The organism is Lysinibacillus sp. NPDC093197 (genome assembly GCF_044754025.1).
Classification (GTDB): Bacteria; Bacillota; Bacilli; order Bacillales_A; family Planococcaceae; genus Lysinibacillus.
Genome location: NZ_JBIVOH010000002.1, coordinates 285,042 through 301,388, shown reverse-complemented (window position 1 = coordinate 301,388; position 16,347 = coordinate 285,042). Strand labels below are relative to the sequence as shown.

The 16,347-nt window shown below is 35.7% G+C and carries 14 protein-coding genes; 10 read left to right on the top strand and 4 right to left on the bottom strand.

The genetic code is table 11. The features are described from left to right. Nucleotides 1-95 precede the first annotated feature (95 nt). Nucleotides 96-722, bottom strand: coding sequence for a C40 family peptidase (locus ACIP9G_RS07380; protein ID WP_340824967.1), 627 nt, complete (start codon nt 720-722; stop codon nt 96-98). 194 nt (nt 723-916) lie between these two features. Beyond that, a complete protein-coding gene (gene hmpA, locus ACIP9G_RS07375; protein ID WP_340824966.1) occupies nt 917-2,125 on the bottom strand; it encodes an NO-inducible flavohemoprotein in 1,209 nt (402 codons plus the stop codon). A 456-nt stretch (nt 2,126-2,581) separates the two neighbouring features. On the opposite strand from hmpA, the gene ACIP9G_RS07370 reads away from it, so the two are divergent. Continuing rightward, a complete protein-coding gene (locus ACIP9G_RS07370) occupies nt 2,582-4,897 on the top strand; it encodes an ABC transporter ATP-binding protein/permease (RefSeq protein WP_401018570.1) in 2,316 nt (771 codons plus the stop codon). 47 nt (nt 4,898-4,944) lie between these two features. On the opposite strand, the gene ACIP9G_RS07365 is transcribed toward ACIP9G_RS07370, so the two are convergent. Then, nucleotides 4,945-6,009 (bottom strand): sensor histidine kinase, encoded by a 1,065-nt coding sequence (locus ACIP9G_RS07365; protein ID WP_401018568.1) that lies wholly within the window; start codon nt 6,007-6,009, stop codon nt 4,945-4,947. Then, nucleotides 6,006-6,680 (bottom strand): response regulator transcription factor, encoded by a 675-nt coding sequence (locus ACIP9G_RS07360; RefSeq protein ID WP_401018567.1) that lies wholly within the window; start codon nt 6,678-6,680, stop codon nt 6,006-6,008. Before ACIP9G_RS07360 ends, ACIP9G_RS07365 begins: the two co-directional genes overlap by 4 nt. Before the next feature lie 536 nt (nt 6,681-7,216). Here ACIP9G_RS07360 and ACIP9G_RS07355 point away from each other — a divergent pair. From ACIP9G_RS07355 to ACIP9G_RS07315, 9 genes are all read left to right on the top strand, one after another. Beyond that, nucleotides 7,217-7,420, top strand: a complete 204-nt coding sequence (locus ACIP9G_RS07355; protein WP_340824964.1) for a transcription initiation factor TFIIIB — start codon at nt 7,217-7,219, stop codon at nt 7,418-7,420. A 208-nt stretch (nt 7,421-7,628) separates the two neighbouring features. Next, nucleotides 7,629-8,348 (top strand): metallophosphoesterase family protein, encoded by a 720-nt coding sequence (locus ACIP9G_RS07350; RefSeq protein ID WP_401018565.1) that lies wholly within the window; start codon nt 7,629-7,631, stop codon nt 8,346-8,348. A 290-nt stretch (nt 8,349-8,638) separates the two neighbouring features. Next, the gene (locus ACIP9G_RS07345; RefSeq protein ID WP_340824960.1) at nt 8,639-9,286 is read left to right on the top strand and encodes a GntR family transcriptional regulator; all 648 of its coding nucleotides are present in this window, start codon (nt 8,639-8,641) and stop codon (nt 9,284-9,286) included. A gap of 196 nt (nt 9,287-9,482) precedes the next feature. After that, the gene (locus ACIP9G_RS07340) at nt 9,483-10,595 is read left to right on the top strand and encodes a M20 metallopeptidase family protein (protein WP_340824958.1); all 1,113 of its coding nucleotides are present in this window, start codon (nt 9,483-9,485) and stop codon (nt 10,593-10,595) included. 29 nt (nt 10,596-10,624) lie between these two features. Next, nucleotides 10,625-12,037 (top strand): YfcC family protein, encoded by a 1,413-nt coding sequence (locus tag ACIP9G_RS07335; RefSeq protein ID WP_401018564.1) that lies wholly within the window; start codon nt 10,625-10,627, stop codon nt 12,035-12,037. Between the two features lie 64 nt (nt 12,038-12,101). Then, nucleotides 12,102-13,325 (top strand): M20 metallopeptidase family protein, encoded by a 1,224-nt coding sequence (locus tag ACIP9G_RS07330; protein WP_340824954.1) that lies wholly within the window; start codon nt 12,102-12,104, stop codon nt 13,323-13,325. Between the two features lie 237 nt (nt 13,326-13,562). Then, the gene (locus ACIP9G_RS07325) at nt 13,563-14,369 is read left to right on the top strand and encodes an amino acid ABC transporter substrate-binding protein (RefSeq protein ID WP_340824952.1); all 807 of its coding nucleotides are present in this window, start codon (nt 13,563-13,565) and stop codon (nt 14,367-14,369) included. Between the two features lie 143 nt (nt 14,370-14,512). Continuing rightward, nucleotides 14,513-15,169 (top strand): amino acid ABC transporter permease, encoded by a 657-nt coding sequence (locus tag ACIP9G_RS07320; protein WP_340824951.1) that lies wholly within the window; start codon nt 14,513-14,515, stop codon nt 15,167-15,169. 11 nt (nt 15,170-15,180) lie between these two features. Continuing rightward, complete coding sequence (locus ACIP9G_RS07315; RefSeq protein WP_340824950.1) at nt 15,181-15,927, top strand: amino acid ABC transporter ATP-binding protein; 747 nt, start codon at nt 15,181-15,183, stop codon at nt 15,925-15,927. Nucleotides 15,928-16,347: the final 420 nt, after the last annotated feature.

Genomic DNA, 16,347 nt, shown 5'->3' with positions numbered 1-16,347 from the left:
CGCCCATTACTATTGTAAAGGGCGATTTTATTTTGGCTTTACCGTTGAGTTTATAAGAAAAACAGTTAGGACATGCCTAACTGTTTTCATATAAATTATAAACGACCATAACCTACAAAGTATTTCTTCCAGTAGGTGCTGTTAATGTTAGCGATGCTAACGCCGCCGTCACTTGCATTAATCATTTGGTTATTTCCGATATAAATACCTGCGTGAGAAATACCTGCTTTATAAGTATTAGCGAAAAATACTAAATCACCTACTTGTGGCGAACTTACCTTTTTTGCTGCATAATAAAAGCCTGCTGCTGATTTACGGCTCGTTGAAATACCGGCATTATTATATACATAAGTGATATAGCCTGAGCAATCAAAACCTGTGCTCGGTTTACTACCTCCAAATGTATATTTTACACCTAATTGCTGTTTCGCAATTTGGATAAGGTTTGCCGGTGTTTTAGCAGGGGTGCTAGGAGCCTTATTAGCTGTGCTATTTAGAGTTAATGTTTGTCCAACTCGAATATTTGATGAAGTTAGGTTATTCCAACTCATCAAAGTTTGATAAGAAATGCCGTTTTGAGTGGCAATCTTCCAAAGAGAATCCCCAGATTTAACTGTATATGTTGCAGCTGATGCTGTGTCAATTGTTGAAAAAAGTACAGAAGAGCCTAACGCTAATACTGCTAATTTCATCCCCCACTTATTTCGTTTATTCTTTTTCATAATATGTATCCTCCTAAAAACATTAAAACGTATTACTTGGTACAATAATGATATTAACACGCTTATATTACAGTTCTATGTCAACAAAATAACATTAAGGATACATTTAATATAATATTGAAGTGATTTTCAATGAGAGTAAGACTTAAGCATCAAAAAACTAGCCATGCGCATCGCAAAGCTAGTTCTTTTTTTTATTTTGTATTTAATTGGAGCGCAGGACCGAAGAATTCGTAATGAATTTGACCGTCAACGATATTGCATTCATGTAAAGCATTAATAGCAGCTTCCATAAATGGAGTTGGTCCGCAAATATACACTTGTGTATCTTTTGTTAAAAGAGGGCGTAATACGTTAGCGTTAATGTACTCATTTTTTTCAGAGTATAACACTTTATGATGTGCATTACTGTCTTTTTTGAATACACTGAACAGCTTGCTTAAACCAGTTGGGCCGTTTAATGCGTTCATTTTATTTTGAATGTCTTCATGGAAAGCAAGAACATTTTCATTACGTGCACATTGAATGAATGTAACGTTTTCTTTATTTTGAATTGTTTGTAACATCGCATTTAAAGGTGTTACGCCAATCCCACCACTAATGAATAGTACTGGTGCATTTGTTGGTTCATATGTGAAGACACCTGCTGGCGCACTAACGTCAATTGTTGTGCCCAGTGTAGCATCGTGTAAAAAGTTTGATACTTTTCCTTTAGGATTGTGCTGACTTTCACGTTTCACAGAAATACGGAATTCTTGTTCATTACTTGGTTGAGATAAAGTATATTGACGATTTAATAAATATTCTTCTCCTGAAGCAGTTACTCGAATAGAAACATATTGTCCTGGTTTATAAGCTGGTACTTTTGAGCCGTCTGTTGGCTGTAAGTAGAATGATGTAACATCATCGCTTTCTTTTACAGTGCGAGCAATTTTGAACTGTTTAAATGCACGCCACCCATTATTTTGCTCAGCAGCTTTATATAAATCTTCTTCTACTGAAATAAAAATATCTGCAATTACACCATAAGCTTTACTCCATGCTTCGATGATTTCGTCAGTCGCCGCATCACCTAACACTTCTTTAATTGCTGCAAGCAGGTATTGACCTACAATCGGATAATGCTCAGGTAAAACCCCAAGACTAACGTGTTTATGTGCAATTTGTACGACTACAGGAACGATTGGTTCTAAGTTATCGATATGCTGAGCCGCTGCATAAACTGTATTTGCTAAAGCGCCTTGTTGGCGACCTTGAGTTTGGTTTGTGTGATTAAAAATATTTAATAATGATGGATTATCCTTAAATAAGTTGCTATAGAATGTTTTTGTAATGGCTATGCCGTGCACCTCTAATACTGGTACTGTTGATTTAATAACGTTAATTGTGTGTTGATCTAACATGCTGAACACGTCCTTTCGTGATTTACTATATTCCTAAAGTATCTTTAAAGCAATATATAAAATACATCTTTAACAAAATGGACACAAACATGTATCTATAATACTTCTTTTAATTGAAATTCGTGAGAAGCTATTGTTATATTTTTTTGATATAAATAAAATGAGCGATAGAATATTGGAGTTTATTGAATTTTTTATGTAATTTTAGTGCGAAGTTAATATTGTATACATAATTTAAACCGTAATGATTGTAGCGCTTGTCTACTGTTTTTATATTTTAAAATAATAATATTAGATAGAGAAGCTAACGCAGTTATAAATATGGCGAAGTAAGTAAAACGCAGTAGCGCATATAGTATGAGCAAGGTTTCTTTAATAGGGATAGTTTTTAATTATAATAGTTTATTTTCAGTTTATATTTCTCCTTTACAGTAAGAGAAGAAGGAGGAATGAAATTTGTTAGAGTTAGTGAATATACGAAAAGTTTATAAAACAGAAAGCTTTGAACAAGTTTCTTTAGAAGAAGTAAATATTGCATTTCGCAAAAGTGAATTTGTTTCTATTTTAGGTCCTAGCGGATCGGGAAAAACAACTTGTTTAAATATAATTGGAGGTTTAGACCGATACACTTCTGGTGACTTGAAAATAAATGGCCGTTCAAGTACTTCTTTTAAAGCAGAAGATTGGGATGCTTATCGAAATAATACTGTTGGTTTTATTTTTCAAAACTATAATCTTATTTCTCATTTATCAGTCATGGATAATGTTGAAATGGGGATGACTTTAAGCGGTGTTAACTCCGCAGAGCGACGCAATAGAGCTAAAGAGGTATTAATTAAGGTGGGGCTGGAAAATCATCTTTACAAAAAGCCCAATCAATTATCTGGTGGTCAAATGCAACGTGTTGCAATTGCAAGAGCTCTCGTGAATAATCCCGAAATAATCTTAGCTGATGAACCAACAGGAGCATTGGATACTGAAACTAGTGTTCAAATTATGGAATTGATTAAGGAAATAGCAAAAGAAAAATTGGTTATTATGGTTACGCATAATCCTGAATTAGCTGAAGAGTATTCCAATCGTATTATTCAATTCTCAGATGGTCAAATAAAGAATGACTCGCATCCTTATCGAGAGGTAGAAGGTTCGAGTGATTACCAATTAAAAAAGACAAGCATGAGTTTTTTGACTGCTTTAAAAAGCTCCGGTAGAAATGTGATTACAAAGAAATGGCGTACAGGGTTAACTGCATTTGCTTCTAGTGTGGGAATTATAGGAGTGGCCCTAGTACTTGCACTTTCCAATGGTTTCAGTGAAAAAATTTCAGAATATGAATCTGAAATGTTGTCGGGTTTTCCAATTACAGTAAGTAATGGTGTGGTGAACACAATTCCAACACAGCCAGTTGTAGTAGACAGTGAGGAAATCAAAGCATATTCAAACAATGAATCAATAATGGCATATAATTCAAAGGAAGTAACTGTAGAGCAAAAAAGACATGAGAATATACTATCTTCTGAATATATTAATTATGTGAATAAAATTGATGAGAAATATATAAATGGAATCTCCACAACAAGATCTGTTTCATTACCTATTCTAAAAAAACAAGATAATGTAGCAACGAAGTTAAATATGAATAATTTAATGTTTACAACATATCCAGTGTCAGATCATAATTCTGATTCAACTGCCTATCTAGAAAAGAATTTTGATTTGTTAGAAGGTTCGTTCCCTTCAAAGGAAACAGACTTATTATTAGTAGTAGATGAATATAACCGTATAGAAGAAACGGCCTTAAAAGAACTAGGGTTCAATAGAAAAGAAATAGCACTAAAAGACGTGATTGGTACTGAATATAAGTTACTTCCCAACGACCTGTATTATATAAAATCAGGAGATACCTTTGTAGTAAATGGAAACCCATCAGACTTGTCAAATATTTATAATAACGAAAAAGGAAAAACCTTGAAAATTTCTGGTGTTATTCGATTAAAAGAGGATGCAACTGTTTCTAAATTACCTAGTGGTATTGCCTATTCAGATCAATTAGCACAAGACTTTATTGCGAATGCCCAAGCTTCTGAAATCGTTAAAGTACAGGAATCAGTCGATTATAATGTCTTAACGGGTGAATTGTTAAGTGAAGAAACAGGACCAAATCAAATAACTAAAGATAATATGTTAAGTATGCTTGGCGCATCCTCTATTCCTACATCTATTTCCATTTATCCTATGAATTTGGATGCGAAAGATTCAATAAAGTCTTATTTGGATAAATGGAATGACAAAGTCAATGAGGATAAGAAAATAGAATACACTGATATGGCTAGCATGATGACAAGTATGCTCGGTTCAATCGTGAATATGATTAGTTACGTATTGATCGCATTTGCTTCTATTTCGCTAGTTGTTTCGATGATTATGATCGGAATTATTGTCTATGTTTCAGTTCTAGAAAGAACAAAGGAAATAGGTATTTTGCGTGCGCTTGGGGCAAGAACAAAAGATATCACCAGATTATTTAATGCCGAAACATTTATTATTGGTGCTGCTTCTGGCATCATTGGTGTAGGAATTACTTATTTATTGACAATCCCGATAAATAAGATTATTTATCATCTAACTGATTTTGATAAAGTAGCACATTTAAATCCGTTACATGCTGTTACTCTCATTGCATTAAGTATTGTTTTGACACTGGTTGGTGGACTTTTACCTTCTAAAATGGCAGCCAAAAAAGACCCAGTGACAGCTTTAAGAAGTGAATAATACGTTAAAAGCCCAAATTCTTTATAAATGAGAATTTGGGCTTTACGTTATTTTAAGGTAACGAAAAATGTACTGCCATTTTCTATTTCACTTTGAACATGAACATCCCCATCGCATAGTTCCACTATACGTTTTACAATCGAAAGACCTAAGCCACTACCAGCTTTGGAATGAGATGTATCACCTTGATAAAATTTATCAAAAATATGAGCTTTTGTCAGCTTATCCATGCCAGGGCCGTTATCTTGAATTACAAATAGAATACTGCTATTTATTTTTGTAAGACTAATATTTATTAGTCCACCCCGTTCAGAAAATTTAATAGCGTTTTCTAAGAGGTTATACCAAATTTGCTGTGTCAAGTCTTCATTTCCAATATAAATTACATGATCTAACTCTACATTTACTGTAAGCTCTTTAGCAGACCATTTAGGTTCCATTAAAACGATTGTCCTTCTTATCTGTTCATCCATCCTGAATGTGGCTTTATCAGTAATAATTCCAAGATTTTCATACTTGGAGAGAGTGAGAATACTGGTGGAAAGATCAGCTAAACGTTCTGATTCCTTAATGATTATATCAAGATACTCCTGTCTATCTTCCTCACTAAGATTATTTTCCTTGAGAAGCTTTGCAAACCCGCGCAGAGATACAATAGGTGTTTTAAATTCATGAGAAAAATTGTTAACAAAATCACTTCTCAAAGTTTCAATACTTGAAAGCTCTTGAGTCATTTTATTAAAGCTCTGAGACAGTTCTTCCAATTCCCCAATGCCCTTTATATCTACCTTAACATTAAAGTCACCACTGGCCACTTTATGAATGGCATCTATTACTTTACGGATCGGGTTTAGCGCTTTTTTACTAAGAAATGCAGTAAATGCTGTTCCGAGTAAAATGCAAAAACCCAAAAAGTAAATTAGCGGAAGTACGTGAAATTCGGGGTTTTGCCTTTTATTTTGAGCAGTTTGGCTAGAAGAAGATATAATGTCCATGTACTGTAGTAGTATGGTAATCCCACCGGCCACCAGAAATGTTGTCATCAAAACTCCGAACACAAAGAGTACCAAAGTAATAGTAAGGCTCAGACGCTTTTTCACAAATTCTTTCATGCTTTTTTCACAGCCTTATAACCAAGGCCACGTACAGTAAGAATTTCAATCTCTGGCCATTCACGAAATTTGTCTCGTAAGCGATTAACATGAACATTGAGTGTTCTGTCATCGGTTTGAGATTCTACCCCCCATATCTCATCCATGAGCTGTAAACGTGTAAAAATCATGTTTGGATATGAAAGTAACTTAAATAAAAGGTTAAACTCTTTTTGTGGCAGGGTTATAGTCATATCTTCACGGGAGACGGTAAGGGCATCATAATCGAGAACGACTTGTCCGACTGATAGTCGATGTTCACTAGCAATCTTTGATCTGCGGAGAAGTGCCTTGATACGAAGTATCATTTCCTGTTCGTCTATTGGCTTTGTCATATAATCATCTGTTCCTACAAGGAACCCTTTTCTTTTATCTTCTGGCTCCTGCTTAGCTGTAACCATTAATATAGGTAAATGTTCCCATGAAAGTCTGAGTAGACGTGTTAGTTCATAACCGTCCATATTTGGCATCATTAAATCAACTACTACTAAATCAACGTGTTGCTTATCCATTAATTTAAGAGCTACGAAAGCGTCTTCTGCACCGTATGCTTCAAAACCATTCTGCTTTAATACTGCGCACATTAGCTTTCGAGTATTTGTATCATCTTCAACAATCAATATTTTAAACATATAAAATGCCTCCATACAGTTAGTATTACATATTAAACTATACATATGAAATGTAAACTGAATATCAACTATCATGTATACACTCATAAGAATGGGAAAAAACAACTTTAAGAAGGTTTTAATATTTTAATATCTCTTTTTTACATACAAAAAAAGAAAACAGAACCAACATGAATTAGCGATTCTGTCTATCATATCTAATATAATGTGCATCATTTTATTAGACTAGCTAATAGTACAATTAACAATTTGTTCTTGAATTTTAATAAAATTTAAAAGTAGTGTTTTTTGTATAACGCTTTAAGTAAACCAAAACTTGTTCTAATCACAGTGTTTAAGAGTTTGAAGATATATTAGCTTTATTTCCGGTAATCGGAAAACCATAGGATAGAAGGGTTTCATTTTAAGACACAATTTTTGATAAACAGGTTGAAGTCTATTAAGTCGAACATGAAACCAAATGCCTGCTCGGCCGTAAATATATTATGCAATCCTTTGAAAGTGATACATACATATATCTAATGAGGAGGTTTCCAATGAATCAATCTAATGCAATAACGGAATGCCCGAAATGCGGTGGAGCAGAATTAGGGAAGGGCAAACATCATGGATATGCCGTGATGCACCCAACGAATAAGATGAGTTTTGGCTCAGAGGTTGAATATATTCTTTGTACTGATTGTGGGTATATCATTGAAAGCTATGTAAAAAAACCAGAGAAATTTAAGGGGACGCTTTAGTTTGTGTTAAAAACGATTGATGAGTATTTGCATTATTGCACTTTTTATATGATTTTATAATAGGGTTGATGGACGTACAAAAAGGGAGCGATTAACAAGCGCATCAGAATAATGTACGTCTTTTTTGCATTTAGCTATTAAAGGAATAAAAAGTGATTTTGTCGAATAATCAATAGAGAATATATGGGATTTGTGAGGAGGAGCCTTTGTGACTAAGATTGCAATCATTTCAGGTATCCATGGGAATAAAACGGCTTTGGAAGCTGTTTTAAAAGATATTCGATTAAGAAAGATTGAAAGAATTTTTTGTTTAGGAGATATAATCGGTAAAGGACCTCAAGGATCTGAATGTATAGAACTCATCCAAAAAAATTGCGAGCGAGTAGTTCGAGGCAATTGGGATGTCTTTATTCAATCACCTACGGATAATGAGTTTATCCAGTGGTACAAAGATCGATTAACAGAAAAAGATTTTGAGTATTTAAATTCGTTACCATTTCATATCGATTTGGAATTAAACGGACAACTAATAAGGTTTTTCCATGCCTCTCCAAGAAGTGAATTTGAACGTATTTTGGATAGTCATCCAATTGAAAAACGTTTATCGATGTTTGAGAATAATGAAATAACAAATTCAATCCATTTCAATAAACTTCCTGATATAGTATTCTACGGCGATATTCATACAACTTTTTTACATACATATACAAATGGTATTTTGTGTAACGTTGGGAGCGTCGGAAATTCACTTGACTTAACTTCAGCGTCATATGCAATTCTAGATGGAACACAATCAAATAATGCCATTCAATTTATTAGAGTAGATTATGATAGAGAAGCTGAGCTTAAGGTTGCTGAAGAGTTGGGTTTACCGCAATTAGATAAATATTATGATGAAATTATGTTAGGGAGATATCGGGGGGCATAAATCATATCACCTATATATTCAAGGATAAAATGAACCAAGCAGAATCCATTGAGTTCAAACCATATAAACCATAGTTAAACTTACTTAGGGCGTTATTCCAAAGAGGGATAAACGCTTTTTTATTTAGGTTAGTATGTACAATGAACTTAACTGTCAGAGATGTTAGATTAATGTTTTATATTATTACTTCTAATGAATTGTAATTTGGCAATGGCTCTGGCTAAGATACTAGAAAAAAGTGTATAGTAGATAAAAAGGATTGTTAAAAAATTTAAAATTGAGGTTACTTTATGAATAATTATTTATCGCTAAAAGACCATGTTTATAATTATATCGTAGATCAAATTAATAATGGAAATCTGATTGCTGGAAAAAAGGTAAATGAAAGTGCTATTAGCGAAAGCCTAAATGTCAGTAGGACACCGGTTAGAGAGGCGTTAATACAACTTTCTTCCGAAGGGCTATTAGAAAATGTGCCAAGAAAAGGATTTGTAATTAAAAACCTTACGACGGAAGAAGCCAAAGAAACATATTTTATTATTGGGGCATTGGATGGCTTGGCTGCTGCTTTAGCGGCACCTTTTTTAACTGAGAAACATATGAATGAAATGGAATTTTATATTCAAAGTATTGATTTGGCCATTAATACTGGCAATTTCTCTATGTATCATAAAATGCAGGAAGCTTTTCATGGCGTGTATTTATCGGTTTGCCCAAACAAAAGTCTTGTAAACCTGCTATTACAATTAGAAAAGAAGTTTTTGAAAAACTTTCATCATGCTGATGAGCCAGAAATTACAAAAAAACGACTGTCTCAAACAAACAATGAACATCGAAAAATGGTGGAACTATTTAAAAAAGGCGAGATAGTTGAATTAGAGAGATACATGAAAGAAGTACATTGGAATATTGATAAAGCAGAGCTTATACCACTTTAGGTGCTATTTTGCTCGCTTAAACACGAAAAGTAATTCTGTTTTTAAATAAACAGAATTATTTTTTTGTTGAAAAAATTTAAATATAATATACAATATACAATATACAGAAATGAATGATTCAGTTTACCCTTGAAATTTTAGAACAAGAGATTAGGGTGAAAATTAAAAAAATCAGCTTTTTAGGAGGATATAAACAGTGAACAGTAAAAATTTTGATTTAGCTAAACAATTGCGTCACGAATTACATCAACATCCCGAACTTTCTAATGAAGAAGTATGGACAAAACAGCACTTAATTGAGTTTTTGAAAACGTATACAAAGTTAGTGATTGTTGATAAAGGAAATTGGTTTTATGCCATTTATCATGCAGAATCAGCTAAGCAAAATATTGCTTTTCGTGCTGATTATGATGCATTGCCAATGGATGAAGTGATTGATCTTCCATGGGCTTCTCAATTCCCAGGAAAAGCACATAAATGCGGTCATGATGGACATGCAGCGACATTAGCGGCATTTGCACTTGAAGTCGATCAACTAGGTGCAGACAAAAATATCTATTTCCTCTTCCAACCAGCGGAAGAAACAGGGGATGGGGCCATTCAATGTGTTGATTTCATTAAGGAACACAATATCGATGAAATTTTCGCCTACCATAATATGAGTGGTCTTCCTTACAAAACTGTAGGAATTATTGATGGTACAGCTTTATGTGCATCAAAAGGAATGACCATTCATATGAAAGGTTCACCTACACATGCTAGTCAGCCAGAAAAGGGCATCAATCCAGCGTTTGCCATTGCAAATATTGTGAATGCAATTCCTAAATTTATTTCCCCTAAATTAAATAATGGACTTGTTCTTTGTACAGTTGTACAAATCGATGTAGGTGAACACGCTTTTGGAATTGCTGCATCGACAGGTGATCTTCGTTTAACAATACGTGCCCTTTATGAAGATGAGCTGAATAGACTACAAGAAAATCTTGAAAATTTTGCAAAAGATCAAGCACAACAATACGGTTTGCAAGTAAGTTTTGATTATAATGATGAATTCCCTGAAACGTTCAATCATAAAGAAAGTGCAGACAAAATACGTGCCGTTGCGAAATCTGAAGGAATGACATTACTTGAACTAGATGAAGCTTTTCGTGGATCCGAAGATTTTGGCCATTTTACAAAGCTAACAAAGGGAGCTTACTGCTTCATTGGTAATGGAGAAGATTACCCGCATGTTCATACACATGAGTATGATTTCCGTGACGAATTGATTGAATCAGGTGTGAATCTATTTAAAGCATTAATTAAATAAACGAGTAAGAGAGATTTGGAGGATTTTTTATGTCAGCAAAGGAAAAACAAAAAGGCATTAATTTTCCACATGTTTACATAATGTTTATGCTAGTAATGCTACTAGTTGTGTTACTATCGTGGATTGTTCCGAGTGGGGAGTATGAACGGATAGTAAATCCAGATACGGGTATTACCGAACTAAACACTGACAATTTTTCATATGTGGAGCAAGCAAAGCCGATAGGATTCATGGATTTTTTCACAGCTTTACATAACGGGGTTGTGCAATCAGCAGATATCATTGTGATGTTGCTATTTGCAAGTGGAGCGCTATTTATTCTTGAAAAGTCTGGTGCGATTGCAGCAGGTATCCATAAATTATTAAGCGTCGCAGCAGGAAAAGAAAAACTAATTATCATCTCATTGCTCGTACTGTTCTCCGTATTAGGAACAATTGGATTCGGGGAAGGGGGTATTCCATTCATTCCGCTTGCGATGGCAGTCGTAATGGGATTGGGATATGACCGCATCACAGCTTTCGCTATCCCGACAGTTGGTTTAGCTATTGGTTTTACAGCTGGAGTTGTAAATTTCTATACGACAGGTGTAAGTCAAACGATTGTTGGCTTACCTATCTATTCTGGACTAGTATTCCGTATCGTTGCTTTAATCGTCTTTATTATTATTTCGATGATTTACATTGTGCGTTATGCGAATAAAACAAAAGCAGATCCAAGTAAAAGTATTGTTGCTGCTGAATATTTAGAAGAAATTGAGCATACAAAAACAGCTGAGTACGAAGAAGAAGAATTTACATTGTCAAGAAAGTTGGCATTATTAGGTTTAGTTGTCGTTTTAGTTGGTAGTGCATTCGGTGCTATTAAACTAGGATGGGGGATGCCTGAACTTTCTGCTGTTTATGCTATTTACGCTGTCTTATTAGTAATCATTTTAAAACTTAAGCCTAGTGAGGCCGCTGAAACGTTTGGTGTTGGCGCAGCTAGACTTTTACCTACAGGGCTTGCAATCGGGTTTGCTCGTTCGGTCATGATTTTAATGACGCAAGCACAAATAATTGATACAGCGGTACATTCATTATCGAATATATTAAACAATACGGGAACGATTATTACTTTATTAGTACTATTTATCGTTGTTATTTTCTTTAACTTCTTCGTTGTTTCGGGAAGCGGTAAGGCAATTATTTTAATGCCCATTATGGGACCTTTAGGGAAAATATTAGGGATTAATCAACAAGTAATGGTTGTAGTGTATCAATTCGGTGATGGCTTTACGAATTATTTATGGCCGACTTCTGGTGGGCTAATGGCAGCGCTTGGCATGTCGAATGTTAGCTATTCTGCCTGGGTTAAATTCTCAATGAAACTATTCATTATACTACATTTTGCGGCATTTGTCTTAATATTAATCGCGCATTACATGGGGTTAGGTCCATTCTAATAGATTAGTTCATTCAAAACTTTGAAGTTCTACACAACGATTAAACGATAAAGGGGATTTCTACATGATGAATATTTTAGAACATTCTAAGAAATATGAAGAACAAATTATAAAAGATCGTCGCTATTTGCATCAGTATCCAGAAATCGGATTTGAACTACCGAACACACAAAAGTATATCCAACAACGCTTAGACGAAATGGGTATAGCCCATAAGCAATGTGGGGTAGTACCACCTGAAATTAAAGAAAAATATGCAATAGCAGGATTTGGTTCACAAGATCAATGTACGGGTGTAGTTGCGACAATTGGACAGGGGGCTCCATGTATTCTTCTTCGCGCAGATATGGATGCATTACCAATTCAAGAAGAAGTTGAATGTGAATTTACATCCAAAAATCCAGGTGTAATGCATGCTTGTGGTCATGACTCACATGTTGCAATGCTTTTAGGCGCAGCACAAATTTTGAAGGACTATGAAGCGGAGTTACAGGGGACGGTTAAATTATTGTTCCAACCTGGGGAAGAGTGGGGGTATGGCTCAAAACTAATGATTGATGATGGTTTGCTGCAAAATCCAAAAGTAGATGCCGCATTTGGTATTCACATTATGCCAGATCAACAAGCAGGCACATTATCTGTCCATAAAGGCACGTTAACACAAGCAATGGATACGTATATCGTCAATATTCAAGGAAATGGTGGACATAGCTCACAGCCCCATAAAACAATTGATTCGAATATGATTATGAATCAACTGTATACAAGTTTAAACCTATTAATGACACGTGAAGCTGATCCAAATCATAGTGTTACATTTTCAGTAGGTGCTATGGCTGGTGGTACGGCGACAAATATTATTCCAGACAAAGCTGTTTTACAAGGAAATATGAGAAGCTATGATCAACAAACACGAGACCATTTATGTAAACGCATCCCAGAGATGATAGACCATACTGTAAAAGCATGGCGTGGAGAATATCATACAATCGAATTCCATACGCCAACAACATATAACAATCCAGAATTTATTGAAGCTATTACGCCATTTTTAGAAAATGTAGTAGGAGCCGAAAATGTGGTGGATAACGGATATCTCGGTGGTTCAGAAGACTTTTCTTACATCTCGCAAGAAGTACCTTCTGCATTTGTGGTGCTAGGAACAGGAAAAGAAGGCGAGGCACCTGTGCACAACCCTCGTATGCGTCAAAATGAGGACATTTTTAAATATGGTGCTGCCTTACATGCAAATGTGGCAATTGAATGGTTAAAACAACAGCATAAATAAGAATCTACTTTGAATACAGTTCAGCCGGAGCTTTCTGGTTGGGCTGTTTTTAATGAGCGCTTGCCGTTAACGCTCATATAGGGCTTGAATAATTCTAGTAAAGTATTCTAATAATTCAATTAAGATATTGACAACAATGCGCCATTTTGATATTCTTTAACACGTTAGTAGTTTAGCAAGAGAAAGCGAAACTATTATTTCTATTAATTAATATAAAATGTTAGGGGATATTAAATAATGAAGCGCATTTTCACAATACTTTGCATGCTTACAGCGGTACTAGCTTTAGCAGCTTGTGGTACTTCTGGTGAAAAATCGAGTTCAGCTGATGGCTCGAAGGATTCAGATAAATCAACAGAAAAAGTTATAATCGGAATTGATGATAAGTTTGCACCATTAGGATTCCGTGATGATAAAAACGAAATCGTTGGCTTTGATATTGACTTAGCACGTGCTGCTGCTGAACATATGGGAGTGGAAGCTGAATTCCAACCAATCGATTGGAAAACGAAAGAGGCTGAGTTAATTAGTGGTCGCATCGATTTAATATGGAATGGTTATACAATTACTGACGAGCGTAAAGAAAAGGTGTTATTTACAAAGCCTTATTTAGAAAATGCGCAAGCAGTAATGACATTAAAAAAATCTTCTATTAAAGCACTAAGCGATTTAGCAGGAAAAGAAGTCGGTCTTCAAGCGCAATCTTCGGCTGCAGAGGCATTAAATGCAAACCCAATTCACAAAGAAGTGAAAAACGTCACAGAGTTTGCAGATAATGTGTTAGCTTTAACAGATTTAAAAACAGGCCGTTTAGATGCTGTCATTATTGATGCAGTTGTAGCGGAATACTACATGACGCAAGAGCCTGAAACATTCAAACTATTAGATGAATCATTAGCACCTGAGCAATATGGAATTGGTGTCAAACCAGGAAACGAAGCATTATTAGAAAAGCTACAAGCCGCTTTAGATAAAATGAATGAAGATGGCACAGCTGCAGAAATTTCTACAAAGTGGTTTGGTGAAGATAAGGTATTGAAATAGAGTAAATGTCTCATGTACTGACGAGCTGGATTGCCACCTGTGCTTACTGGTCGTAATCCAGCTATTCGTAATAGATAATTGAATGTTATCAGTCGGCAAGAGTTTCCTCGTGAAACTCTTATCTTTTTGGAGGGAAAATAGTTATGGCGGATTACTGGCAAACAATGATTTTGCCGATGCTTGATGGCGCAAAAATGACGGTGCTGCTGTTCATTATAGCCATTCTTGTATCGATTCCATTTGGGTTCTTGCTTACATTAGCTGTGAAAAGTCGTATTAAACCATTGTCTTGGTTTGCTCATACGTATATTTATGTCATGCGCGGTACACCGCTGTTACTACAGTTATTATTAATTTGCTTCGGTTTACCGATGGTGCCAGTGATTGGTGAATATATGGTACTTGATCGCTTTGTTGCTGCCTGTCTTGGCTTTATTTTAAATTACGCTGCGTACTTTGCAGAAATATTCCGAGGTGGCTTATTAGCAATAGATAAAGGCCAATACGAAGCGGCACAAGTATTAGGCTTGTCAAAATGGCAAACAACGACACGCATTATTTTGCCACAAATGTTTCGTGTAGCATTACCTGCTTTATCGAATGAATCGGTCACATTAATTAAAGATACGGCACTTCTTTACGCTGTAGCTGTACCAGAATTGCTGCATTTTGCACAAACAGCTGTAAACCGTGACTTTACGATTGTGCCATTCTTTATTGCTGGCGCGATTTATTTAGTGATGACGCTTGTCTTAACGGTATTCTTTAAGTGGCTAGAAAAACGTTTTAAATTTGAATAGAGGTGACACAGATGGCACTGCTTGAAGTATCGAATTTGAAGAAATCCTTTGGCGAGTTAGAGGTGTTAAAGACGATCACCTTTAATATAGAAAAGAACGATGTTGTGGCTGTTATTGGTCCTTCTGGATCTGGTAAAAGCACAATGCTACGAAGTTTAATTCATTTAGAAGAAATTAATGGGGGAAGCATTTGTGTTGATGGTGACTACTTAGTACAAGACGGTGTATATGCCAAGCAACAAGATATTAAAAAAATGACAGCGAAAATGGGCATGGTATTTCAGCATTTTAACCTATTCCCACATTTAACAGTACAGCAAAACCTTGAAATAGCACCAGGCTTACTAAAAACGGAGTCATCAGATGCCATTGCACGTCGCTGCCAAGATTTACTGCAAAAAATCGGGCTTGCTGACAAAGCGAATGCGTACCCAGCGAATTTATCTGGTGGGCAAAAGCAACGTGTTGCCATTGCGCGAGCGCTTATGATGAATCCACAAATTTTATTATTTGATGAGCCGACTTCTGCACTTGATCCAGAACTGACAGGAGAAGTATTAAAAGTAATGAAGGATTTAGCAGAAGAACATATGACAATGATTGTTGTGACGCACGAAATGGGCTTTGCACGTGAAGTCGCAAACAAAGTTGTCTTTATGGATGGTGGCGACATTATCGAAGCAAATCATCCAGAAGAATTCTTTACTAATCCACAGCATGAACGGACGAAAGCATTTTTACAAAGGAATTTAAAATAATTTAGAAGCTGTCTCATTTGAGATGGCTTTTCTTATGGATATCAATACTGGCGTTGATTTCCGCTACAGGTGGACGCTTTCCGCGGGCACACCGTAAGCCGCACCCCCGCTACGCGCGGATTGTTGCGTCTTACGTTTTGTGCGTTCCCGCAGGAGTCGCCACCCTTCGCTCCAATCAACTCTGATAAACGTTAAGCTTCAAAAGAATACAAAAATAGAAGGCATCGAGTTACTTCACGATGTCTTTTATAGAAATAAATACTGCCGTTGATTTCCGCTACAGGTGGACGCTTTCCGTGGGCACACCGTAAGCCGCACCCCTCGCTACGCGCGGATTGTTGCGTCTTACGTTTTGTGCGTTCCCGCAGGAGTCGCCACCCTTCGCTCCAATCAACTCTGATAAACGTTAAGCTTCAAAAG